Consider the following 23,069-nt stretch of genomic DNA (forward strand, 5'->3'; position numbering starts at 1 on the left):
GGTAGTGGTGGCACCCTCTAACTGCTTCACAAGGAAATGAAATGACAGGTATGAACCGTAATCCGGCGCTGGACACAGAGATGCTCGGCCTGGTGCCGATGGTGGTGGAACAAAGCGGTCGCGGCGAGCGCTCGTATGATATTTACTCGCGCCTGCTGAAAGAACGCTTGATTTTCATGGTCGGCCCGGTCAATGACCAGATGGCCAACCTGGTTGTCGCCCAGCTGCTGTTCCTGGAAAGCGAAAATCCGGAAAAGGAAATCTCGCTCTACATCAACTCGCCAGGTGGTTCGGTCTCGGCCGGCATGGCCATCTACGACACCATGCAGTTCATCAAGCCGGACGTCTCGACCCTGTGCACGGGCATGGCTGCTTCGATGGGCGCTTTCCTGCTGGCCGCTGGTGCCAAGGGCAAGCGTTTCTCGCTGCCGAACTCGCGCATCATGATTCACCAGCCGTCCGGTGGTTCGCAAGGCATGGCGTCCGACATCGAAATCCAGGCGAAGGAAATCCTTTACCTGCGCACCCGCTTGAACGGCATCATGGCCGAGCGCACGGGCCAGTCGATCGAACAGATCGCCAAGGATACCGACCGCGACCGTTTCATGTCCGCCGACGAGGCCGTTGAGTATGGTTTGATCGACAAAGTGTTGACCAGCCGCGCTTGATGAGCCCCTACCGGTATTGCTAAGCTTGTAAGTAAACGCCCGGGCGCTCAAACGTTCGGGCGTTTCGCTTTTATTTCGGGTAGCATGGAGCTTGTGCACGTTGTTGACTTGCGCCATGGGTGGCTGCCTTTGCGGGCAACTGCCGCACTCCGGCTTGCGATTTTGCAATATTGTTAATGCAGTTCCAACCAAAATGCCTTATGTCAGACAAAAAATCCTCTAGCGGCGAAAAATTACTGTATTGCTCGTTCTGCGGCAAAAGCCAGCACGAGGTGAAGAAACTCATCGCCGGCCCGTCCGTGTTCATTTGCGACGAGTGCATCGACCTGTGCAACGACATCATCCGTGATGAAACGTCGAGCATCGAGACGGTGACTGGTACCAAATCGGACCTGCCGACGCCGCAAGAAATTGCCGCTTTGCTCGATCAGTACGTGATCGGCCAGCAGACTGCCAAGCGCATCCTGTCGGTGGCGGTGTACAACCATTACAAGCGCCTCAAGCACCTGGGCAAGAAAGACGACATCGAACTGGCCAAGAGCAACATCTTGCTGGTCGGTCCTACCGGTTCGGGCAAGACCCTGCTGGCACAGACCCTGGCGCGCATGCTCAACGTGCCGTTCGTGATCGCCGACGCCACCACCCTGACCGAAGCCGGTTACGTGGGTGAAGACGTGGAAAACATCATCCAGAAGCTGCTGCAAAGCTGCAACTATGACGTCGAGAAAGCCCAACGCGGCATCGTCTACATCGATGAGATCGACAAGATTTCGCGCAAGTCCGACAATCCGTCCATCACGCGCGACGTGTCGGGCGAGGGCGTGCAGCAAGCGTTGTTGAAACTCATCGAAGGCACGATGGCTTCCGTGCCGCCACAAGGCGGCCGCAAGCATCCGAATCAGGATTTCGTGCAGATCGACACGACCAACATCATGTTCATCTGCGGCGGCGCCTTTGACGGCCTGTCGAAAGTGATCGCCAACCGTTCCGAAAAGAGCGGCATCGGCTTCTCGGCCACGGTGCGCAGCAAGTCGCAAAGCTCGGCCAGCGAACTGATGCTGCAAGCGGAACCGGAAGACCTGGTCAAGTTCGGCCTGATCCCGGAACTGGTCGGTCGTCTGCCCGTCATCGCCACCCTGGCGGAATTGACGGAAGAGGCGCTGATCCAGATCCTCGTCGAGCCAAAGAATGCGCTGATCAAGCAGTATTCGAAGTTGCTCGACATGGAAGGCGCGGAACTGGAGATTCGTCCGGCCGCCCTGCATGCGATCGCCAAGAAAGCGCTGGCGCGCAAGACCGGCGCCCGTGGCCTGCGTTCCATCCTGGAACATGCTTTGCTGGACGTCATGTACGAACTGCCGAGCGAACAAAATGTGGTGAAGGTCGTCATCGACGAAAATACCATCACCAGTGGCGCCAAACCTTTGTTGATTTATCAAGAGACTGCCAAAGCCTCCGGAGAAAATTGATTACTGCTGAGACATTTGCATAAAAAGGATTTTGATTCCTTAATGCATGGCAGTACAATTTAAATCAATGGGTGCAGGCTTCAGTCGGAAAGCCACTCGCGGCGCTTAGCTGCGCGTGGCTTTTTTACTGTGAAAACTGCATTTATTACCGTCATGCGGGTGTGTTTTGCGAAATAGACAGAAAATGTTTGTTTCACAGAATTATTTATTCTCGCCGGTCTTGTGTTTTGGCAGCGAGCGCCAACATCGTAAACACGCTTTCTATAAGGTACGCCATGACAACTTCCAAATTAACTGAGCAAACTCAACTGCCGTTATTGCCGTTGCGGGATGTCGTCGTTTTCCCGCATATGGTGATACCGCTGTTCGTTGGCCGTCCAAAGTCGATCAAGGCGCTGGAAGCTGCGATGGAGCAGGGCAAGAGCATCATGCTTGCCGCTCAAAAAGCAGCCGCGAAGGACGAGCCGTCTCCTTCGGATATCTATGAAATTGGCTGCGTAGCCAATATTCTGCAAATGCTGAAGCTGCCCGATGGCACCGTCAAGGTGCTGGTCGAAGGCGCGCAGCGTGCCCGTATCAACCACATCAGCGATGCGCCGACGCACTTCATCGCCGACCTGACGCCGCTCGAGTCCGAGCCGGGCGACGAGTCGGAAGTCGAAGCCATGCGCCGCGCGATCGTGCAGCAGTTCGACCAGTACGTCAAACTGAACAAAAAGATTCCTCCGGAAATCCTCGCTTCGCTGTCGGGCATCGACGATGCCGGCCGCCTGGCCGACACAGTGGCCGCGCATCTGCCGCTGAAGCTGGAGCAAAAACAAGTCATCCTGGAAATTTTCAGCGTGGCCAAGCGTCTCGAACACCTGCTGGGCCAGCTCGAAGGCGAGCTCGACATCTTGCAGGTGGAAAAGCGCATCCGTGGTCGCGTGAAGCGCCAGATGGAAAAATCGCAACGCGAGTACTATCTGAACGAGCAAGTCAAGGCGATCCAGAAAGAGCTGGGCGAGGGCGAAGATGGTGCCGACCTCGACGAGCTGGAGAAAAAAGTCGCTTCGGCCAAGATGCCGAAGGAAGCGCTCGACAAGGCCACCAACGAGCTGAAAAAGCTGAAACTGATGTCGCCGATGTCGGCCGAAGCCACCGTCGTGCGCAACTACATCGACACCTTGGTCAATTTGCCTTGGAAAAAGAAATCCAAGGTCAATAACGATCTGTCGAATGCGGAAAAAGTGCTCGAAGGCGACCACTACGGCCTCGACAAGGTCAAGGAACGCATCCTGGAATACCTCGCGGTGCAACAGCGCGTCGACAAGCTCAAAGCGCCTATCCTGTGCTTCGTCGGTCCTCCGGGCGTCGGCAAGACCTCGCTGGGTCAGTCCATCGCCCGCGCGACGAACCGCAAGTTCGTGCGCATGGCCTTGGGCGGCGTGCGCGACGAAGCCGAGATCCGCGGCCACCGCCGCACCTACATCGGCTCGATGCCGGGCAAGATCCTGCAATCGCTGTCGAAAGTCGGCGTGCGCAATCCCCTGTTCCTGCTCGATGAAGTCGACAAGATGGGCGCCGATTTCCGTGGCGATCCGTCGTCGGCCCTGCTGGAAGTGCTGGATCCGGAACAGAACCACACGTTCTCCGACCATTACATCGAAGTCGATTTCGACTTGTCGGACGTGATGTTCGTGGCCACGTCGAACTCGTACAATATTCCGCCAGCCTTGCTTGACCGCATGGAAGTGATCCGTCTGTCCGGTTACACGGAAGATGAAAAGACCAGCATCGCGCAGCGTTATCTGCTGCCGAAGCAGATCAAGAACAATGGCTTGAAGGAAGAAGAAATCTCGGTGGCCGAGTCGGCCTTGCGCGACATCATCCGCTACTACACGCGGGAAGCCGGTGTGCGTTCGCTCGAGCGTGAAGTGTCGAAGATCTGCCGCAAGGTGGTGAAGATGCTGCTGCTGAAAAAGTCTGACAAGAAAGTCATCGTCAACTCGAAGAACCTGGATAAATTCCTCGGCGTGCGCCGCTACGATTTCGGCGTCGCAGAGAAAGAAAATCAGGTGGGCCAGGTGGTCGGTCTGGCATGGACGGAAGTGGGCGGCGATCTGCTGACTATCGAAGCCGTGTCGATGCCGGGCAAGGGTGGCATCATCCGCACGGGTACCCTGGGCGACGTCATGAAAGAGTCGATCGAGGCCGCCCGCACGGTGGTGCGCAGCCGGGCACAGCGCCTGGGCATCAAGGCGGACGTGTTCGAGAAGAGCGACATCCACATCCACGTGCCGGAAGGCGCGACACCGAAGGACGGTCCTTCGGCTGGCGCGGCCATGACGGTGGCGATGGTGTCGGTCTTCACGGGCATCCCCGTGCGTGCCGACGTGGCGATGACGGGCGAGATCACCTTGCGCGGCGAAGTGTTGCCGATCGGCGGCCTGAAAGAAAAGCTGCTGGCGGCCCATCGGGGCGGCATCAAGACGGTCCTGATTCCAGAGCAGAATGTGAAAGACCTGGCCGACATTCCGGACAACGTCAAGAACAAGCTGGAGATCGTGCCCGTGCGCTGGATCGATAAAGTGCTGGAAATCGCCCTCGAGCGCATGCCGGAACCCCTGGCGGAAGTCGCTGCTGTGGAGGCTGTCACGGCTGCCGCGGCCAAGCCTGACGCGGCTGGTGAGGTGGTAAAACACTAACGTTTTACCCCTGTTTTCCCCAAACAAGCGCTTTTAGAGCGCTTGTTTTATATTGAAACGTGAATTGCGCCCCCAAAGCGCTTGACACATATACAGTGTGGCTTGTTTAATACGCCTGCACATTTTTTTCGCCGGACAGCTGTGGTGCCAAAAGTGCCGCAACGATACGGTAATCGTTTTATACCTTTGTAATTGGGGATGCTAGTGAACAAGACTGAATTGATCGACCACATTGCTGAAAAAGCTGACATTTCCAAAGCCGCCGCTGCGCGCGCACTCGACGCTGTTATCGGCGGCGTGACGGAAACTTTGAAAAACAACGACAGCGTGACGCTGGTTGGTTTTGGCACTTTCTCGGTCAGCGAACGCGCTGAGCGTACCGGCCGCAATCCGCGTACCAAAGAAGCGATCACGATCGAAGCAGCAAAAGTTCCAAAATTTAAAGCTGGTAAAGCTTTGAAGGATGCTGTAAACTAACGGACTTCGGTGAGGTGACAATCACCGGAAACATTTGGCGGCGCTTTCGGGTGCCGCGATTTCAGGGTTGAAGTTCTGCGAATTGCAGCCCTGGATACAAATGCAAGCAGTACTGTGTATTTTTCGGAGTGGTAGTTCAGTTGGTTAGAATGCCGGCCTGTCACGTCGGAGGTCGCGGGTTCGAGTCCCGTCCGCTCCGCCAAAAAAATACGCTCTTAAGGAGTGGTAGTTCAGTTGGTTAGAATACCGGCCTGTCACGTCGGGGGTCGCGGGTTCGAGTCCCGTCCGCTCCGCCAGAATATAGAAGCCCGCGCTGCTGAATAAGTAGCGCGGGTTTTTCTTTTTCAGCGCCAGATTATCTCGGCGCGCCTGCTTTTTAAAATCCCGTCCTGCCGTTTTGAATAAAAACACCGGCGTTTAAATCCCCTTTAAGTTGCGTCCGGTTAAATGCCCGAGTCCGGCGCCTTGCCGTCCACGTGGCGCCAGGGCAGGGCGTGCGCCCTGATTTACTCTTGCTATAGCGCTATGGGCATTGTAGAATCAGGAGATAATGGCTTGGGCGTCAGAATCCTGCTTTAGTTCCAGCGCCAAGTTGTTGAATCTAAAGGGGAAGTGGACATCTGTCCCGTCCATTCCGCCGAAGAAATCAAGGCGAACGCATGTTCGCCTTTTTTTATAGTGATCCACTCATCCCGAATTGGCTGACCATGTTTGAATTTATTCGTACCCATCGACGCTTGATGCAGTTTCTCTTGATGCTGGTCATCGTCCCGTCTTTTGCACTGGTCGGTATCAGCGGCTACCAAAGCTTCGGCGATGGCGCGAACACCATCGCCAAGGTCGGCGACCAGGTCGTTACGCAGCAGCAATATGAAGAAGCGCAACGCCAGCAGATCGACCGCTACCGCCAGATGATGGGCGAGCAGTTCGACCAGAAAATGTTTGACACGCCGGAAGCGCGCCAGAGCATCCTCGACAACCTGATCGCCGAGCGCGCCGTAGCTGCCGAAGTGGGCCGCAGCCACCTGGTCATCAGCGATGCCGTACTGCAAAAGGAAGTGCTGGAAATCCCTGGCTTGACCTTGCCGGACGGTAAATTCGACCTGGAACGCTACAAGGCCATGCTGGCCGCGCAAGGCATGTCACCACAGCAATACGATGCGCGCCGCCGCAGCGACCTGGCCCTGCAGCAACTGGCCGGCGCCGTGCAAGGCACCGCCTTCGCGCCGAATACCGTTGCCAAGCGTCTGTCCGACATCACCTCGGAAGAGCGTGAAGTGCAGGAACTGCTGCTGCCGATCGCCCAGTACGTGTCGGAAGTCAAAGTGACGGACGCCATGATCAAGGCTTTCTATGACAAGAACAGCAAGTTCTTCGAAATCCCGGAACAAGCAAAGATCGAATACGTCGTGCTGGACGACAGCGCCGCCGGCGAGCAAGTCGACGTCACCGAAGCCGACGTCACCGCCTACTACGCGAAGAACCAGAAAGCCTACACGACGCCAGAAGCGCGCCAGGCCAGCCACATTCTCGTCGCCGTCAAGAAAGATGCATCGGCCGCCGACAAGGCAGCGGCCAAGGCCAAGGCTGAAGCGATCCTGGCTGACGTGCGCAAAACGCCTGCCAGCTTTGCCGCCGTGGCGAAAGCCAAGTCGGAAGACCCGGCTTCCGCAGAGCAGGGCGGCGACCTGGGCGTGATTGGCAAGGATGGTTTGCCAGCACCACTGCTGAGCGCGGTAAGCAAGCTCAAGCAAGGCGAAATCAGCGATGTCGTCGCTTCCGATTTCGGTTATCACATCCTGACCGTGACCTCGCTCAAGCCACAGCACGTCAAAGCACTGGACGAAGTACGCGGCGAAATCACGGCCGACTTGCGCAAGCAATTTGCTGCCAAGAAATACTCGGAAATGGCGGAAGCGTTCACCAACACGGTCTACGAGCAATCGGACAGCCTGAAACCGGTGGCCGACAAGCTGAAACTGAAAGTGGAAAGCGTCGCCAACCTGTCGCGCACGCCGTCGCCGGCACTGGGCAAGGCGCCGTTCAACAACGCCAAGTTCCTGACCGCCATCTTCTCGAACGACTCGCTGAAAGACAAGCGCAACACGGAAGCCGTCACCGTTGCACCGAACGTGCTGATCGCCGGCCGCGTGGTGGAATTCAAGCCAGCCAGCAAGCGTCCGCTGGCTGAAGTCGAAGCGATGATCCGTCAGCGCGTGACGATGGAAGAAGCGGAAAAGCTGGCCAAGAAAGCGGGCGAAACCAAGCTGGCCGCCTTGAAGGCTTCGGGTGACGCAACCGGTTTCGGCGCCGCGCAATGGGTCTCGCGCAGCAAGCTCGACGGCATCAACCGCGCCGCCATCGCGCAAGTCATGAAAGCGGACACGAGCAAGCTGCCAGCCTACGTGGGCGTCGACCTGCCAGCCCTGGGCTACGGCATCTACCGCATCGGCAAGGTGCAGCAGCCGGCACAAGTGGACGCGGCACGCCGCCAGCAAGAGAAAGACCAGATCAGCGGCATCCTGGCGCAACAGGAAATGTTCGACTACGTCGAATACCTGAAAGCCAAGGCCAAGGTGAAGATCGTCAAGCCGGTGACCGCGCCGGTTGCCGCAGCGCCGGAAGCACCGTAATCAGTTTTAGCCCATAAAAATAGCCGCTCTTGAGCGGCTTTTTTTTGGCTCTGTCATCGAAAGCGGTGGGAACGCGCCGCAGTTGCTGAGGTCTAACTGGATCAGGTATTTCCTTTCAAGGAGCCGATCATGGACGCCGCCCAGTGGCAGACCTTCGCCAGCCAATTCCCGCAACTGTCGCACCGCCAGCGTCTTGCCAGCAGCGAATTATTACGCACCAGCGCGCCACAGGCTGCGGCCGTCGTCCTGATCGAGCAAACAGCGCTGGCGCAACTGCATTGTCCCAGCTGTCGATCGACACATTTTCACCGTCACGGCCAGACGCACGGTCTGCAGCGCTATCGCTGCGTGCCTTGCCGCAAAACCTTCAACGCCTTGAGCGGCACGCCGCTGGCGCATCTGCACCACAAGGAACGCTGGCTGGCCTATGCCGATTGCCTGCTCAACTCGTTTTCGGTACGCAAGGCGGCCAGCAAGGTGCATATCCATCGCAACACCAGCTTTCGCTGGCGCCACCGTTTCCTCGCGCTGGCCAAGACCGACCGGCCACGCTGCCTGCATGGCATTACCGAAGCCGACGAGATGTATGTGCTCGAGTCGCAGAAAGGTTCAAAACACATGACGCGGCCGGCGCGCAAGCGCGGAGGCCGCGCCAGCCAGCGTGGCATTTCCAACGAGCAGGTGTGCGTGCTGGTGGCGCGCGACCGCACCGGCCAAACCGTCGACTTCGTTGCCGGCATGGGCCAGCTGAGCAAGGCCAAACTGCACGCCTGCCTGCCAGCGGTGATCGACCATGACATCTTGTTGGTGAGCGATGGCCATCCGGCCTATCCCGTGTTTGCCAGGGAGATCGGCATCGGGCATGCGGCGGTTAACTTGCGGGCCGGCGTTCGCGTGCGCGGCACGGTGCATGTGCAGAACGTCAATGCGTATCACAGCAGGTTGCGCGGCTGGCTGCAGGCGTTTCATGGCGTGGCCACGCGCTACCTGCCGAACTACCTGGGCTGGCGCTGGATACTCGACGCACGGAGAATATTGTCCCCCGAAAGCTTGCTCAGAGCCACTTTGGGGACATTCCCACATTTGACGGTGACATAGCCATTTTTTTGGCGCTGTCCCCGGCAAGCAGGGAAATTCCAGGAATCTGTATCTGCCCCTGCTGTCTGGCTCTGCAGGCCGGCGGGAGCCGTCCACGCAGCCAGCCCTGTGGAAAGCCTTCGTCGCCCAGTTGCCGCACTGATCCGCGCCGCTGGGTGCCACTGTGGCCCTGATCGACAAGGTGGCCCGGCAGCGCCTGCATTGTCCGGATTGCAATAGCAGTCATGCTCACCGGCATGGCCACGCGCACGGCTTGCCGCATCAACCGCGCAGCGCCTGCGCCGGGGGCAGGCGCATGGCCAGCCAGGCGTGGCGCGCCGCCGCCGCGCAGGTCACGGCCATGGTAGCGGCCAAGGCCAGCAGCATGGTCCACCAGCCCACCGGCGCCCGTTCGACAAAGCCGGCCAGGTAGCGCTCGATGGCCAGCGCTGACAGCGGCAGCGCGACGGCGGCCGACAGCAGCACCAGCGTGCCCGTTTCGCGCAGCACCAGCAGGCCGATGGCGACGCGGTGCGCGCCATGCAGCTTGCGCAGCACGATTTCCCTGGCGCGGCGCTGTACCGTATGGGCCGACAGCACATACGTGCCAAAGGCGGCGATGGCCAGCGCGATGCCCGTCGACAGGGTCAGCAGGCGCGCCATGCGCGCATCGTCCGCGTAGTTGTGGGCCAGGATGGCAGCGGCGGGCCGCAGCTTGATGATGGCTTCGGGAAAGTAGCGGGGCCAGGCCGCGCGCGCGGCCGCCTCCACGGCCGCCAGCGACCCCGTCGCGCGCACGCTGAGGACGCTTCCTGCCGTCCACAGCTCGTACGCTATCGCGCGCGGCGGTTCGCGCAGCGACTGGAAGCGCAGCTCCGGCGCGATGCCGATCACGCGCTTTTCGGTCACCTTGTTGTCAAAGCCCTTGAACAGCAGGATCTGGCCCAGCGCGTCGGCTGGCTCGGCGAAGCCCAGCTCGCGCGCCGCGATGGCATTGAGCACCAGCGGCACGCCATCGTCCTCCCTGTCCTGGCGCGGATCGAACAGGCGGCCAGCCGTGGCAGCGATGCGGTACTGCGCAAAGAAATTGGCGCTCACCGACTTCATGTCCATCGGCGCGCTGGCGCCGCCCGGACGCTTCAGGTCGCGGAACCAGGCGGCGTTCCTGCGGCCCACCGCATCTTCCGAGATGGCGATGCCCGCGACAGCCGGCTCGGCCTGCAATGCGGCGATGAAACCTTGCGCCTGCACGTTGCCGCGCACCAGCACGGGCAAGTCGACGATGAGCAGCGGACCCGGCTCGAAGCCGGGCGCCGCGCGCATGGCATAGCTGGCCTGCCAGGCGATGGCCACGCTGATGCTGGCCAGTCCCATGGCGCTGGCCACCTGCAGCAGCGTCAGCGCGCGCCGCAGCCGCAGGCCGCGCGCCGATTCGCCGCCGCCCCTGCCGCTCATGACGTGGCCCGGGCGCACGCCGATGGCGATCCAGGCCGGGTAGATGACGGTCAACAGACCCAGCAGCAGTCCCAGCGCGACGGCCGTGGCGATGCTGGCCGGCGCCAGCAGCGTTTCCAGCCTGCGGTCGACCAGTTCGGCAAACAGCGGCTGCAGCAGCCACGCCAGCAGCAGGCCCGCGGCCGCGGCCGCCAGCGATACCAGCAGGGATTCGGCCAGCAGTTGCAGCACGATCTGGCGCACGCCGGCGCCCAGCACCTTGCGCATCGCCACTTCCGTCTGGCGCCGCTGCATGCGCACGGTGGCCAGGTTGACGTAGTTGACGGCGGCCAGGGCGAGGATCAGCGCGGCCATGGCCGCCAGCGCGGCGATGGCGGCCGGGTGGGCCCGTTCACCGGCCCCCGCGATCTGGTTGTGCGCCACGTCGGCGTCGAAATACGCGCTGCCCAGCGGCGCGAGTACGATTTCCATCGCCTTGCGTCCTGCCAGGCGCTGCCGCGCTTCCAACGGCAGCGCCTGCACGGCGGGGCTGGCGTCGATGGCTTGCTGCAAGGCCCGCGCCACCGCGTCCGGCGCGCTGCCAGGGTGCAGCCGCAGCAGCAGCTTGCCCCACCAGCCGCGCTGTCCCGTGCGCATTTCGTCGCGCACGTCCGCATCGGCCAGCAGGGAATCGGTGCCGACCAGCGCTTCGAACGCGATGGTCGTGTTGGCGGGCGGCGTGGGCACGATGGCGCCCACGCGCAGCAGCTTGCCGTCGGCCAGCAGGGTGCGGCCCACGGCGTGGCTGCTGCCGAACAGGCGCCGCGCCGCGTCCTGCGTCAGCGCGATGGCGCCCGGCTGGCCCAGGGTGTGCGGCAGGTTGCCCTGCAGCGCGTGCAGGCCCAGCAGTTCCTCGAAGCCCGGCATGACCGTCAGGCTGGCCAGCTGGCTCAATTGCGCGCCGATGCGCACCGTGAGTCCCTGGCTTTCCGGGCGCGACGGCAGGTAGGCGGTGGCCGCGGCGACGCCGGGCGCGCTGGCGCCGGCCTGGCGCAGCAGTAGCGGCGCCTGGTCGAACCAGGGCGCCTTGGGGTCGACGTTGTAGCGCTGCTTGACCACGTACAGCTGTTCCACGTGCGCGATATGCTGGTTCGACTGCCAGGCATGGCGTACCAGTGCCAGCAGGAGCAGGGCGGCGGCGAAGCCGATGGCCAGGCCGCCCGTCACCACCAGTGCGTACGCGGGATCGTGGCGCAGGCTGCGCCAGGCCAGGCGTAAATGTGCGAATGTCATGCTGGGCGCTCCTCAGGCGGCATGCAGCGCATCGACGAGGATGCGCCCGTCGAGCAGGCGCAAGGTGCGCGAGGCCTGGGCTGCATGCGCGGCCGAGTGCGTGACCATGATGACGGTCGTGCCTTCGGCATTGATCTGGCGCAACAGCCGCATCACTTCATCGCCGTGGGCCGTGTCCAGGTTGCCTGTCGGTTCGTCGGCCAGCAGCATGGCGGGGCGCGCCACGAGCGCCCGGGCGATCGCCACGCGCTGCTGTTGTCCGCCCGACAATTGCGACGGCCGGTGCCGGGCGCGGTGGGCGATGCCCAGCTTGTCGAGCATGGCCGCCACGCGCGCGCGCCGCTCCGGCGCGGGGACGGGCAGGTATTCCAGGGCCAGTGCGACATTCTCGGCCACCGTCAATTCTTCGATCAGGTTGAAGTTCTGGAAGATGAAGCCGACCCTGCCGCGCCGCAAGCCATTCAGCTTCGTTTCGCTCCAGCCGGCCACATTGCGTCCTTCGAACCAGTATTCGCCGCTGTCCGGCGTGTCGAGCAATCCCAGCATCGCCAGCAAGGTCGACTTGCCGCAGCCGGACGGCCCGGTGATGGCCACATATTCGCCGGGATCGATTTCCAGGCTGATGCAGTCGAGCGCGGTTGTGCGCACGTCGCCGCCCTGATAGATTTTGCTGACATTCGAAAGCTTGAGCATGCCGTCCTTGTGCTGGGGAAGGGAAGTGGATCGGGTGGGCGCGAACGCGGTGCTTGTCATGATTGTGTCATCTCCTGGGGGCATTTTGTAAGGTGCGCGGCAAAATGCTTCCGCGGGTAGTGCCATCACCGCAACTTCCATGCCACCGAAGGCGAGCGCGTAGCGGCGCGGCGCGGGCCGGTGCCGTCACGCGCGCCGTCCGCAAATGGACGCTCCAGGTGTCCGCTTCCGGACACCTGGCGCGGCAAAGCGGAATTTGTCTGGAGGCGGCCCGCGCTGGCTGCTAGAATCGGCCCACCTTGACCTTTCCTTTTCCAATGGCCGATCCTGCCGCGCACGTGCTGATACTCGATGACGACGCCGATGTCGCCTATGCGGCGCGATTGCTGCTGCGCCGGCACGCCGACCGGGTGAGCGTGCTGTCGCATCCGCGCGAGCTCGCGCGCCAGCTGGAAGGCGAGGCCGGCGTGCCGGACGTGCTGCTGCTCGACTTCAATTTCACGCGCGGCCGCACGGACGGCGCCGAAGGCCTGCAGGTGCTGGCGCAGCTGCAGGCGCTGCCGCTGCCGCCGGCGGTGATCGCCATGACGGCATATGCCGACGTGGCGCTGGCCGTCGAGGCGATGAAGCGGGGCGCCTGCGATTTCATCACCAAGCCGTGGGACAACGCGCGCCTGGCCGCGGCCGTCGACGGCGCGCTGGCGCGGCGCCGTCCGGCACCCGCCGCGACGCCCGTGCAGCCCGCGGGCGATACCATGGACGGCGCCTGCGCTGCCCTGATGGGCGATTCGCCGGCAATGCGCGAACTGCGCGCGTTTATCGCCAGTGTGGGACCGACGCAAGCCAATGTGATGGTGCTCGGTGAAAATGGTGTGGGCAAGGAACTGGTGGCGCGCGCCATCCATGCGGCGTCGCGGCGCGCCGGACGCCAGTTCCTGGCGGTGGACATGGGCAGCCTGCCCGAAGCGATGCTGGAAAGCGAGTTGTTCGGCCACCGCAGGGGCGCGTTCACGGATGCGCGCGGCGACCGCGAGGGGCGTTTCCAGGCCGCTTCCGGCGGCACCATGCTGCTCGACGAAATCGGCAACCTGGCGCTGGGCGCGCAAGCGAAGCTGCTGACGGCGCTGGAGCGGCGCGAAGTCACGCCGCTGGGCGCGGACCGGCCGCAAGCCATCGACGTGCGCATCGTCAGCGCCACCAACCTCGACGAACGGCTGCTGTATGACGCGCAGGTCTTTCGCCCCGATCTGTTGTTCCGCCTCAATACCATCGTCATCCGCGTGCCGCCGCTGCGCGCGCGCCGCGCCGACATCGCGCTGCTGCTGGCGCATTACCTGGACCATTATGCTTGCCAGTACCAGCGGCCGCGCATGGCGCTGGCGCCCGGCGCGGCCGAAGCGCTGCACGCGCATGACTGGCCCGGCAACGTGCGCGCGCTGCGGCATGCGTGCGAGCGCGCCGTGATCCTGGCGCAGGCCGATGCCTACCGGCTGGAAGATTTCGGCCTGTTTGCGCCAGCTGCCGCTGTGCCGGCGGCCGTGCCGCCGCCGACCGCCGGCGCGCTGACGCTCGATGCGCTCGAGCGCGACGCCGTCGGCGCCGCCCTGGCGCAAGTGCAGGGCAATATCAGCCATGCCGCGCGCGTGCTGGGCGTGAGCCGCGCCGCGCTGTACCGCAAGCTGGAAAAGCATGGACTCTAGGCGCCGCGCGCGGCGCGCGCTGGCCGCCGGCGCTGGCATGCTGGCCCTGGCTGCCGGCGGCGCGGGCGCCATCGCTGCCGGCCCGGGCCAGGGCATGCCGCTGGCGCGCGGCGCGGCCTGCATCGCGCTGGCCGCCTGGGCCATTGCGCTGCTGCGCCAGGCCTGGGCCGTGCTGGCCGCGCCGCCACCCATCGAATGCCCGCCCGGCGCGCCGCACGACGCTGCGCGCCAGGCGCGGCACTTGCTGGCCCTGGAAACCCAGCTGGAATTCGCCCCCGTCGCCCTGTTTCGCGTGCACGGCGCGCAGGCGGGGGCGTGCGTAGCCGTGAATGCGCGCGCGCGCCGCCTGCTTGCGCCGGGACGCGCCATCGATGCGGACGACCTGGGCGCCACGCTGGCGGCGCTGGCGGAAGGCCAGCGCAAGGTGATCGATTTCCACACGGAGCGGGGCGCCGAACGGGCGCTGGCCACGGCCAGCGCCATGCAGGTCGAAGGCCAGCCGCAGCGCCTGGTGGCGCTGATGCCGATGGAAACGGAACTGGAAGCGGAAGCCATGCAGGCCTGGCAAAAGCTCGTGCATGTGCTCACGCACGAAATCATGAATTCGCTCACGCCCGTGGCATCGCTGTCGCAGACGGCGCGGGCATTGCTGGCCGGGGCGGACGGCACGCTGTCCGCCGCCACGCTGGACGACCTGGACCTGGCCCTGGAAACCATCAGCCGGCGCGCCGACAGCCTGACGCATTTCGTCAGCGGCTACCGGCGCCTGGCCAGCGTGCCCGAGGCGCGGCCCCAGGCCTTCAGCCTGGCCGCGCTGTTCGCCCGCCTGTCGGCGCTGGTGGGGCCGGCGTGGCTGGCGCGCGGCGGGCAGGCCAGTTTCGCCGCCGAGCCGCCGAACCTGGAATTGCTGGCCGATGCGGGCCAGCTGGAGCAGGCGCTGGTCAACCTGCTCTGCAACGCGGCGGAAGCGTGTGCGGAGCAGGCCGCGCCGCAGGTGCAGGTCAGCGCGCGGCTGTCGCGCGGCGGGCGGCTGCGCATCGAAGTGAGCGACAACGGCCCGGGCGTGCCGGAACATCTGGCGGCGGACATTTTCACGCCCTTCTTTTCCACCAAGGGCACGGGCAGCGGCATCGGCCTGGCGATGGTGCGCCAGCTCGTGCACCGCAATGGCGGCGCCGTGCGCCACGTCAAATCGGTGGCAGGCGGCGCCCGCTTCGTCATGATTTTCTAGCTGCTATCTGGCCTTCAGCAGCGGCGCCAGCTGCGGCCAGATATTTTTCAAAATCGTCGGATGCGCCTTTGCATTCGGGTGCATGCGGTCGGCCTGGAACAGCTGCGGCTGGTCGGCGATGCCTTCGAACATGAAGGGCACCAGCGGCGCCTTCCATTCCTTCGCCAGCTTGCCGTACACACCATAAAACTGCTCGCCATAGGCGCGGCCATAGTTGGGCGGCATGCGCATGCCCACCAGCACCACTTGCGCGCCCGATTTTTTGGCCGCCTCACCCATGGCGCGCAGGTTCGCTTCGGCGGCCGCCACGGGCAAGCCGCGCAAGCCGTCGTTGGCGCCCAGTTCGATCAGCACGACGTCGGGCTGGTGTTTGCTCAGCAGGGCGGGCAGGCGCGCGCGGCCGCCGCTGGTGGTCTCGCCGCTGATGCTGGCGTTGACGATGCGCGTGTCGTTCTTTTGCGCTTGCAGCCGCTGTTCCAGCAGCGCCACCCAGCCCGTACCGCGCGCCAGCCCATACTCGGCGGACAGGCTGTCACCGAGCACCAGCAGCGTTTTTGGTGCAGAATAGGCGTTCGTCATGCCTGATACCAGCAGCAGGGCTGCCGCAGGAAGCAAGGACAGGGTGCGCCGCCGCAGGCGGTTGCCGCCCTCGATACTTATTTGTTCACGAAATTTTTTAAGATAGATCAGCATGCCCGAATTCCCTAAAGCGACTTCCACCAGTTTTCTCCCGTCAGACGCGGCGGCCCAGCGGCCCGCCGCACCTATCAGCCAAACCGGCCAAAATGCCCGGCCGGCCATCGAAGTGGTCCAGCTGGCCAAGCGCGTACCCGATGCCGATGGTGAGCTGACCATCCTGCATCAAGTCGATTTTACCGTGCAAACGGCGGAGACGCTGGCCATCGTCGGCGCCTCCGGTTCCGGCAAGTCCACCTTGCTGGGCTTGCTGGCGGGACTGGACACGCCCAGCGCGGGCAAGGTGATGCTCGACGGCACCGATATCTTCGCCCTCGACGAAGACGGCCGCGCCGGTTTCCGCAAGGAAAAGCTCGGTTTCGTCTTCCAGTCGTTCCAGCTGCTGGTCCACCTGACGGCGCTGGAAAACGTCATGCTGCCGCTGGAATTACGGGGCGACCCGGACGCGAAGGAAAAGGCGCAAGCGATGCTGGGCAGGGTCAACCTGGGCAGCCGTTTGAAGCATTACCCGAAATACCTGTCCGGCGGCGAGCAGCAGCGCGTGGCCCTGGCGCGCGCGTTCGTGACGGAACCGCCGCTGCTGTTCGCCGATGAGCCGACTGGCAGCCTGGACGCGGCCACCGGCGAAGCCGTGATCCAGCTGATGTTCGAGCTCAACCGTGAACGGGGCTCGACCCTGGTGCTCGTCACGCATGACAGTTCCATTGCGGCCCGCTGTGGCCGCACCATCACGATTGCGGCGGGCAGGCTGGTTTAATGGGGTCAGACCCGCCGGGTCTGACCCCAGGCAGCTGCGTCATCAAGCCTCGGACAAGGCATTGATCAACTTGCGTATCGCCGGGATCAATTCCCCGGCCGTCAGCCCGATGGGGCCGCTGCCTGCCGCCACCAGCGCGTCGGCCGCCGCCCCGTGCAGCCACACGGCGCCGATGGCCGCTTCCCATTCTGGCCAGCCTTGCGCCAGCAGGCTGCCGCACAGGCCGGACAAAACGTCGCCCGTGCCGGCCGTCGCCAGCGCGGGGCCGCCCGTGTTGTTGACCACCACGCTGCCATCCTGCGCGGCGATCACCGTGCCCGACCCTTTCAATACGACGATGACGCCCAGCTGCGCCGCCAGCTGGCGCGCCGCGCCCAGGCGGTCGGCTTGCACCTCGGCCACCGTCATGTCGAGCAGGCGTGCCGCTTCCAGCGGATGCGGCGTCAGTATCGTTGCGCCCGCACCCGTGCGCACGGCCAGCGCCGATTGCAGTTCCGGCTCGGCCGCCATCAGGTTCAGTGCATCGGCGTCCAGCAGCAGCGGGCTGTCGCTCTCGAACGTGCGCTGCAGCAGTTCCACCGTATCGCCGTCGTCGCCCAGGCCTGGCCCCGCCACCAGGGCGGCAAAGTGCAGGCCCGAGAAATCCACGTCCTGCGCGCGGCGGCACATCAGTTCCGGCTGGCCGCTGTCAAATGCGGGCGGCGTGTCGGGAAAGGCGATATACACTCGTCCCGCGCCCGCGTGCAGGGCCGTGCGCGCCGCCAGGATGGGCGCACCGGCCATGCCATGCGCGCCACCGATGATGGCCACGCTGCCGTAGCTGCCCTTGTGCGTGTTTTGCTGGCGAGGTTGCAACTGGCGGGCGAACAGGTGCAGGCCGCCCAGCTGTGCCTTGGCGGGCGGCAGCAGGGAGGGATCGATGGCCAGCGCCGCCACTTCCACTTCGCCTGCATGGTCGCGGCCATGCGCCGTGTGCAGGCCCGGCTTGTCGCCGATGAAGGTGAGTGTCTGCGTGGCGCGGATGGCGACGCCATCGATGGCGCCCGTGTCCGGGTGCAGGCCGCTGGGCACGTCGAGTGCCAGCACGGGGCATGCCAGGTTGTTGACCAGCTGCGCCATGTCGCGGCATTCGCCGTCCAGCGGGCGCGAGGCGCCAATGCCGAACAGGCCATCGATGACGAGGTGCCACGGCGCCGCGCCCACCGCCGCCGACGCCATCGAGGTTGCCGCGTCCATGAAGAGCGCGGCGCTGTTGCGGGCGCGGCTCAGGGCCTGTTCGCGCTCGGGCGAGGTGGCTTGCGCCTCGGGCGCCAGCCATATCAGTACTTCGAGGCCGCTGCCGGCCAGGTGCGCGGCCGCTTCCAGCGCATCGCCGCCGTTGTCGCCGGGGCCGGCCAGCACCAGGACGCGCCGGTGGCCAGCGTCGTCGCCATCTTCCTGGGCGTGCAGCAGCTTCAGGGCGGCACTGGCGGCGGCCTGGCCCGCGCGCTGCATCAGCAGCCCTTGCGGCAGGTCGCGCATGGCCGCTTGTTCGATGGCGCGCAGTTCGGCGATGGAATACAGGGGGAGGGCGGTGGGGGTCATGGGGCGTTCCAATTATTGATATGCCTTCAACATACGGCCGATCCACGCGGAAGGCAAGGCGCGCACGCCTGAAACGCACCCCTGTTTGGCGGCTACAATAGCCATCTCACTTAAGACTGGGGGCGGGACGATGGACTGGCAATTCTGGATCGACCGGGGCGGCACCTTTACGGACATCGTTGCGCGCCGTCCTGACGGCAGCCTGGCCACGCATAAACTGCTGTCGGAGAACCCGGGCCAGTACCGCGACGCGGCGCTGGCCGGCATGCGCCGGCTGATGGACCTGGCGCTTGACGCGCCGCTGCCCGTGGAGCGGGTGGGCGCCATCAAGATGGGCACGACGGTCGCCACCAATGCGCTGCTCGAACGCAAGGGCGAACCGACCGTGCTGGCCATCACGCGCGGTTTTCGCGACGCCTTGCGCATCGCCTATCAGAACCGCCCGCAGCTGTTCGCGCGCCAGATCATCTTGCCGGAACTGCTGTACGGCGACGTGATCGAAATCGATGAGCGCATGGGCGCCCACGGCGAGGTGGTGGAGGAACTCGACGAGGATGCCGCACGCGCCGCGCTGGCATGCGCGCATGCGCGCGGCGCGCGCGCCATCGCGGTCGTGCTCATGCACGGCTACCGTTATCACGCGCACGAGGCGCGGGTGGCGCAGCTGGCGCGCGAGGCCGGTTTTACGCAGGTCTCCGTGTCGCACGAGGTCAGCCCCATGATGAAACTGGTGGCGCGCGGCGACACGACCGTGGTCGACGCCTATCTGTCGCCGATCCTGCGCCGCTACGTCGACCAGCTGGCGATGGAGCTGCCCGGCGTGCACCTGCAATTCATGCAGTCGAATGGCGGTTTGACGGATGCGCGCGCCTTCCAGGGCAAGGACAGCATTCTGTCCGGCCCCGCCGGCGGCATCGTCGGCATGGTGCGCGCCAGCGCGCTGGCCGGTTTCGATAAAGTCATCGGCTTCGACATGGGCGGCACCTCCACCGACGTGTCGCATTACGCGGGCGAATTCGAACGCGTGTTCGAAACGCAGATCGCCGGCGTGCGCATGCGCGCGCCCATGATGAGCATCCACACGGTGGCCGCGGGCGGCGGCTCCATCCTGCATTTCGACGGCGCCCGCTACAAGGTGGGGCCGGACAGCGCCGGCGCCAATCCCGGCCCCGCCAGCTACCGGCGCGGCGGTCCGCTGGCCGTCACCGACTGCAACGTCATGCTGGGCAAGCTGCAGCCGGCGCACTTTCCCCGCGCCTTCGGCCCCGACGCGAATGAAGCGCTGGACGCGGCCACCGTGCGCGCCCAGTTCGAAGCGCTGGCCCGTACGGTAGATAGCACGCCGGAAGAGGTGGCGCAAGGTTACATCGCCATCGCCGTAGGAAACATGGCCAACGCCATCAAGCAGATTTCCGTGCAGCGCGGCCACGACGTCACCGACTATACGCTCACCAGCTTTGGCGGCGCGGGCGGCCAGCACGCCTGCCTGGTGGCCGACGCGCTGGGCATGCGCACGGTGTTCATCCACGGCCTGGCGGGCGTGATGTCGGCCTACGGCATGGGCCTGGCCGACCAGAGCGCCATGCGCGAGCGCGCCATCGAGGCGGTGCTGGGCGCGGATCTGGCCGGTGATTTCGCGCAACTGGGCGAACTGGCGCGCGGCGACTTGCTGCGCCAGGGCGTGGAGCTTGACCGCATCGCGCTGGCGTCGCGCGTGCACCTGCGCTATGAGGGCACGGATTCGGCCCTCGTCGTGCTGTTCGATACGGTGGCGAGCATGCAGGCGCAGTTCGAAGCGGCCTACAAAAAACGCTTTTCCTTTCTGATGCCGGCGCGCGCCTTGATCGTCGAGGCGATCTCCGTGGAAGCCATCGGCGCGTCCGATGCGCCGCAAGTGGCTGCGCCGGTCCATGCGCCGCGCGCAGGCGTGCTGGCGCCCGTGCAGACGGTGGCCATGTACTGCGCCGGCGCGTGGCGCGACAGCGGCCTGTATGCGGCAGACAGCCTGCGTCCCGGCGACGCAATCGATGGTCCTGCCATCGTCAGCGACGCCAACGCTACCACCGTGATCGAACCGGGTTGGCGCGCGGACGTCACGGCGCACGGCCATCTGGTCTTGCGCAGGGTCGCTGCCTTGCCTGAACGGCACGCCAAGGGTTTGACAACAGCGACCAATGCCGACCCCGTGATGCTGGAAATTTTCAATAATCTGTTCATGTCGATCGCCGAGCAAATGGGTCTGCGCCTGCAAAACACGGCCCATTCCGTCAACATCAAGGAACGGCTCGATTTCAGCTGCGCCGTCTTCGATGCGCAAGGCCATTTGATCGCCAATGCGCCGCACATGCCCGTGCACCTGGGCTCCATGGGCGAGAGCATCCGCACCGTCATGACGCGCAATGCGGGCGTCATGCGGCCGGGCGACGTCTTCATGCTCAATGATCCTTATCACGGCGGCACGCATCTGCCCGACGTCACGGTCATTTCCCCCGTCTTCGATGAGGCGGGCGGCACCATCCTGTTCTACGTCGGCTCGCGCGGCCACCATGCCGATATTGGCGGTACCACGCCGGGCTCCATGCCGCCCGACTCCACGCGCATCGAGGAAGAGGGCGTGTTGATCGATAATTTCAAGCTGGTCGACGGCGCCACGGGTTTGTTGCGGGAGGCGGAAACCCTGGCCTTGCTGGCGGGCGCCAGTTGGCCGGCCCGCAATCCGCAGCAGAATGTGGCCGACCTGCGCGCCCAGGTGGCGGCCAACCAGAAGGGGGCCGAAGAACTGCACAAGATGGTCGCGCATTTCAGCTTGGCTGTCGTGCAAGCCTACATGGGCCACGTGCAGGACAATGCCGAGGAAGCCGTGCGCCGGGTCATCACGACCCTGAAAGATGGCAGCTATGCGCTGGACCTGGACAACGGCGCGCAGATCAAGGTGGCGATCAGGGTCGATGTGGCGCAGCGCAGCGCCGTCATCGACTTCACGGGCACGTCCAGCCAGTTGCCGAACAACTTCAACGCGCCGTCCGCCGTCTGCATGGCGGCCGTGCTGTACGTGTTCCGCACCCTGGTCGACGACGAGATTCCCCTGAACGCGGGCTGCCTGAAGCCGTTGACCGTGATCATCCCGCCCGGTTCCATGCTCAACCCGCAGTATCCTGCGTCCGTCGTCTCGGGCAACGTGGAAACCTCGACCTGCATCACCAACGCCCTGTATGGCGCGCTGGGCGCCATGGCCGCGTCGCAGGGGACGATGAACAATTTCACGTTCGGCAGCGAAAAGTACCAGTATTACGAGACGATATCGGGCGGTTCGGGCGCCGGCCCAGGCTTCGACGGCACGGACGTGGTGCAGACGAACATGACCAATTCGCGCCTGACGGACCCGGAAATCCTCGAGTGGCGCTTTCCCGTGCGGCTCGACAGCTACAGCATCCGTGCCGGTTCGGGCGGGGCGGGGCGCTGGTACGGCGGCAATGGCGGCGTGCGCCGGGTGCGCTTTTTGGAACCGATGACGGCGGCGATCCTGTCGAACAACCGCATCCATCCGCCTTTCGGCATGGCCGGCGGCGCGCCGGGCGCGCTGGGACGCAATTATGTGGAGCGGGCTGACGGCACGGTGGAGCACCTGGCGCATATCGGCAAGACCGCCATGGGGCCAGGCGACGTATTCGTGATCGAGACGCCGGGCGGCGGCGGTTACGGCAAGACGGAATAGGCGGTGGTACCGCTCAGCTGCGCGCGCACCTGGCCCACGTCGCGCATGGGCGCGCGGCCGAACTGGCGGCTGTATTCGCGGCTGAACTGCGATTCGCTGGCGTAGCCGACGCGGTAGCCGGCCGTGCCCGCGTCGATCTGCTCGACCAGCATCAAGCGCCGCGCTTCCTGCAATCGCAGCAGCTTCTGGTACTGCATCGGCGTCATGGCCGTAATCGCCTTGAAATGGTGGTGCAGCGACGACATGCTCATGTTCGCCATGCCGGCCAGTTGCTCGATGCGCAGCGGTTGCGCGTAATTGACCTTGATCCAGTCGATGGCTTGCGCCACCTGGTGCGACTGGCTGCTGGCCAGCGCCATGTGGCGCAGGCGCGCGCCGACGGGGCCATTGAGCAGGCGGTACGTCAGTTCGCGGCGGATCAGGGGCGCCAGCGCGGCGATTTCCCCCGGTTTGTCGAGCAGGCGCACGAGGCGCAGCATGGCGTCGAGCAGTTCCGCCGAGACGTCGCTGACGGAGATGCCGCGCGTGGCGGGCAGGAGTTTCTGTTGCGCCGCGCTTTCACTGTCGAGCAGCGCGGCCACGTCGGCGATGTCGATGCCCAGCACCACGCACAGGTGCGGCTTGTCTTCACTCGCTTGCGCCACGCGCACCTGCACCGGCAAGTCGACGGAGGTCAGCAGATACTGCATGCGGCCGTAGTGGAAGGTGTCCGTGCCCAGGGTGACGTCCTTCGCCCCCTGCGCGATGATGGCCACGCTGGGCCGCGCCGCATGGAACAGCGATTCCGTGACCGAGGACTGGCGGTGAAAAGTGAGGTTGCCGATGGCCGTCGCATAGTCGCCGTTGCGCGGCGCGTGGCGGCTGATCAGGACGGCGATTTCATCTTGCGGGGAGATCTGTGTGGACATGGCGTTCAGTATGGGGAAGACGGGGAAGGGCAGGGCCTGATCTTACG

The 23,069-nt window shown here is 64.4% G+C and carries 15 protein-coding genes, 2 tRNA genes and 1 pseudogene; 13 read left to right on the forward strand and 5 right to left on the reverse strand.

From position 1 onward, the window contains the following. Nucleotides 1-50: 50 nt before the first annotated feature. The 9 genes and pseudogenes from clpP to CLU91_RS28370 form a co-directional block, all read left to right on the forward strand. Nucleotides 51-668, forward strand: coding sequence for an ATP-dependent Clp endopeptidase proteolytic subunit ClpP (gene clpP / locus CLU91_RS02840; RefSeq protein ID WP_374106865.1), 618 nt, complete (start codon nucleotides 51-53; stop codon nucleotides 666-668). A gap of 200 nt (nucleotides 669-868) precedes the next feature. Beyond that, nucleotides 869-2,137 (forward strand): ATP-dependent Clp protease ATP-binding subunit ClpX, encoded by a 1,269-nt coding sequence (gene clpX, locus CLU91_RS02845; protein WP_034751010.1) that lies wholly within the window; start codon nucleotides 869-871, stop codon nucleotides 2,135-2,137. 275 nt (nucleotides 2,138-2,412) lie between these two features. Beyond that, entirely contained in the window at nucleotides 2,413-4,824 is a 2,412-nt protein-coding gene (lon, locus tag CLU91_RS02850) for an endopeptidase La (protein ID WP_100872897.1), read from the forward strand. Nucleotides 4,825-5,028: 204 nt separating this feature from the next. Next, nucleotides 5,029-5,301: an HU family DNA-binding protein gene (locus tag CLU91_RS02855; RefSeq protein ID WP_010398442.1), complete on the forward strand. Its 273-nt coding sequence runs from the start codon at nucleotides 5,029-5,031 to the stop codon at nucleotides 5,299-5,301. Nucleotides 5,302-5,426: 125 nt separating this feature from the next. Further along, nucleotides 5,427-5,503, forward strand: a tRNA-Asp gene (locus CLU91_RS02860). Nucleotides 5,504-5,520: 17 nt separating this feature from the next. Further along, nucleotides 5,521-5,597 (forward strand) — tRNA-Asp (locus tag CLU91_RS02865). A 411-nt stretch (nucleotides 5,598-6,008) separates the two neighbouring features. Then, a complete protein-coding gene (locus CLU91_RS02870) occupies nucleotides 6,009-7,934 on the forward strand; it encodes a SurA N-terminal domain-containing protein (RefSeq protein WP_198521226.1) in 1,926 nt (641 codons plus the stop codon). A 129-nt stretch (nucleotides 7,935-8,063) separates the two neighbouring features. Next, on the forward strand, nucleotides 8,064-9,032 hold the full coding sequence (locus tag CLU91_RS02875; protein WP_100872899.1) for an IS1595 family transposase: 969 nt from the start codon (nucleotides 8,064-8,066) through the stop codon (nucleotides 9,030-9,032). A gap of 148 nt (nucleotides 9,033-9,180) precedes the next feature. Beyond that, a pseudogene (locus tag CLU91_RS28370) lies at nucleotides 9,181-9,288 on the forward strand (IS1595 family transposase); the annotation flags it as partial. 5 nt (nucleotides 9,289-9,293) lie between these two features. Here the strand turns inward: CLU91_RS28370 and CLU91_RS02880 are convergent. Then, complete coding sequence (locus CLU91_RS02880; RefSeq protein WP_100872900.1) at nucleotides 9,294-11,738, reverse strand: FtsX-like permease family protein; 2,445 nt, start codon at nucleotides 11,736-11,738, stop codon at nucleotides 9,294-9,296. Nucleotides 11,739-11,750: 12 nt separating this feature from the next. After that, on the reverse strand, nucleotides 11,751-12,431 hold the full coding sequence (locus CLU91_RS02885) for an ABC transporter ATP-binding protein (RefSeq protein ID WP_100872901.1): 681 nt from the start codon (nucleotides 12,429-12,431) through the stop codon (nucleotides 11,751-11,753). Between the two features lie 299 nt (nucleotides 12,432-12,730). On the opposite strand from CLU91_RS02885, the gene CLU91_RS02890 reads away from it, so the two are divergent. Next, the gene (locus tag CLU91_RS02890) at nucleotides 12,731-14,131 is read left to right on the forward strand and encodes a sigma-54-dependent transcriptional regulator (RefSeq protein WP_232730598.1); all 1,401 of its coding nucleotides are present in this window, start codon (nucleotides 12,731-12,733) and stop codon (nucleotides 14,129-14,131) included. Continuing rightward, nucleotides 14,121-15,362 (forward strand): sensor histidine kinase, encoded by a 1,242-nt coding sequence (locus tag CLU91_RS02895; RefSeq protein WP_100872903.1) that lies wholly within the window; start codon nucleotides 14,121-14,123, stop codon nucleotides 15,360-15,362. The genes CLU91_RS02890 and CLU91_RS02895 overlap by 11 nt, the downstream gene beginning before the upstream one ends. Nucleotides 15,363-15,365: 3 nt before the next feature. Here the strand turns inward: CLU91_RS02895 and CLU91_RS02900 are convergent, their stop codons facing one another. After that, nucleotides 15,366-16,055 (reverse strand): arylesterase, encoded by a 690-nt coding sequence (locus CLU91_RS02900; protein WP_100872904.1) that lies wholly within the window; start codon nucleotides 16,053-16,055, stop codon nucleotides 15,366-15,368. On the opposite strand from CLU91_RS02900, the gene CLU91_RS02905 reads away from it, so the two are divergent. Beyond that, nucleotides 16,054-16,815 carry an ABC transporter ATP-binding protein gene (locus tag CLU91_RS02905; RefSeq protein WP_442906402.1) on the forward strand — a complete coding sequence of 254 codons (762 nt, stop codon included), beginning with the start codon at nucleotides 16,054-16,056 and terminating at the stop codon, nucleotides 16,813-16,815. The two genes, CLU91_RS02900 and CLU91_RS02905, sit on opposite strands and share 2 nt — an antisense overlap. A 42-nt stretch (nucleotides 16,816-16,857) precedes the next feature. Here CLU91_RS02905 and CLU91_RS02910 read toward each other — a convergent pair whose 3' ends face one another. Then, a complete protein-coding gene (locus tag CLU91_RS02910; RefSeq protein ID WP_100872905.1) occupies nucleotides 16,858-18,399 on the reverse strand; it encodes an NAD(P)H-hydrate dehydratase in 1,542 nt (513 codons plus the stop codon). Between the two features lie 130 nt (nucleotides 18,400-18,529). Here CLU91_RS02910 and CLU91_RS02915 point away from each other — a divergent pair, with 130 nt between their 5' ends. Beyond that, on the forward strand, nucleotides 18,530-22,114 hold the full coding sequence (locus tag CLU91_RS02915; protein ID WP_100872906.1) for a hydantoinase B/oxoprolinase family protein: 3,585 nt from the start codon (nucleotides 18,530-18,532) through the stop codon (nucleotides 22,112-22,114). Here the strand turns inward: CLU91_RS02915 and CLU91_RS02920 are convergent. Continuing rightward, nucleotides 22,096-23,022, reverse strand: a complete 927-nt coding sequence (locus CLU91_RS02920; RefSeq protein WP_100872907.1) for an AraC family transcriptional regulator — start codon at nucleotides 23,020-23,022, stop codon at nucleotides 22,096-22,098. The two genes, CLU91_RS02915 and CLU91_RS02920, sit on opposite strands and share 19 nt — an antisense overlap. Nucleotides 23,023-23,069 lie beyond the last annotated feature (47 nt).

This window comes from Janthinobacterium sp. 64, assembly GCF_002813325.1.
Lineage (GTDB): Bacteria > Pseudomonadota > Gammaproteobacteria > Burkholderiales > Burkholderiaceae_D > Janthinobacterium.

Bases quoted from the DNA above. Each gene is read 5' to 3' on its own strand.
- CLU91_RS02885 (WP_100872901.1), bottom strand. From the start codon at position 12,431: ATGCTCAAGCTTTCGAATGTCAGCAAAATCTATCAGGGCGGCGACGTG.
- CLU91_RS02915 (WP_100872906.1), top strand. From the start codon at position 18,530: ATGGACTGGCAATTCTGGATCGACCGGGGCGGCACCTTTACGGACATC.
- CLU91_RS02900 (WP_100872904.1), bottom strand. From the start codon at position 16,055: ATGCTGATCTATCTTAAAAAATTTCGTGAACAAATAAGTATCGAGGGC.
- CLU91_RS02895 (WP_100872903.1), top strand. From the start codon at position 14,121: ATGGACTCTAGGCGCCGCGCGCGGCGCGCGCTGGCCGCCGGCGCTGGC.
- CLU91_RS02870 (WP_198521226.1), top strand. From the start codon at position 6,009: ATGTTTGAATTTATTCGTACCCATCGACGCTTGATGCAGTTTCTCTTG.
- lon (WP_100872897.1), top strand. From the start codon at position 2,413: ATGACAACTTCCAAATTAACTGAGCAAACTCAACTGCCGTTATTGCCG.
- CLU91_RS02880 (WP_100872900.1), bottom strand. From the start codon at position 11,738: ATGACATTCGCACATTTACGCCTGGCCTGGCGCAGCCTGCGCCACGAT.
- CLU91_RS02905 (WP_442906402.1), top strand. From the start codon at position 16,054: ATGCCCGAATTCCCTAAAGCGACTTCCACCAGTTTTCTCCCGTCAGAC.
- CLU91_RS02920 (WP_100872907.1), bottom strand. From the start codon at position 23,022: ATGTCCACACAGATCTCCCCGCAAGATGAAATCGCCGTCCTGATCAGC.
- clpP (WP_374106865.1), top strand. From the start codon at position 51: ATGAACCGTAATCCGGCGCTGGACACAGAGATGCTCGGCCTGGTGCCG.
- CLU91_RS02875 (WP_100872899.1), top strand. From the start codon at position 8,064: ATGGACGCCGCCCAGTGGCAGACCTTCGCCAGCCAATTCCCGCAACTG.
- CLU91_RS02910 (WP_100872905.1), bottom strand. From the start codon at position 18,399: ATGACCCCCACCGCCCTCCCCCTGTATTCCATCGCCGAACTGCGCGCC.
- clpX (WP_034751010.1), top strand. From the start codon at position 869: ATGTCAGACAAAAAATCCTCTAGCGGCGAAAAATTACTGTATTGCTCG.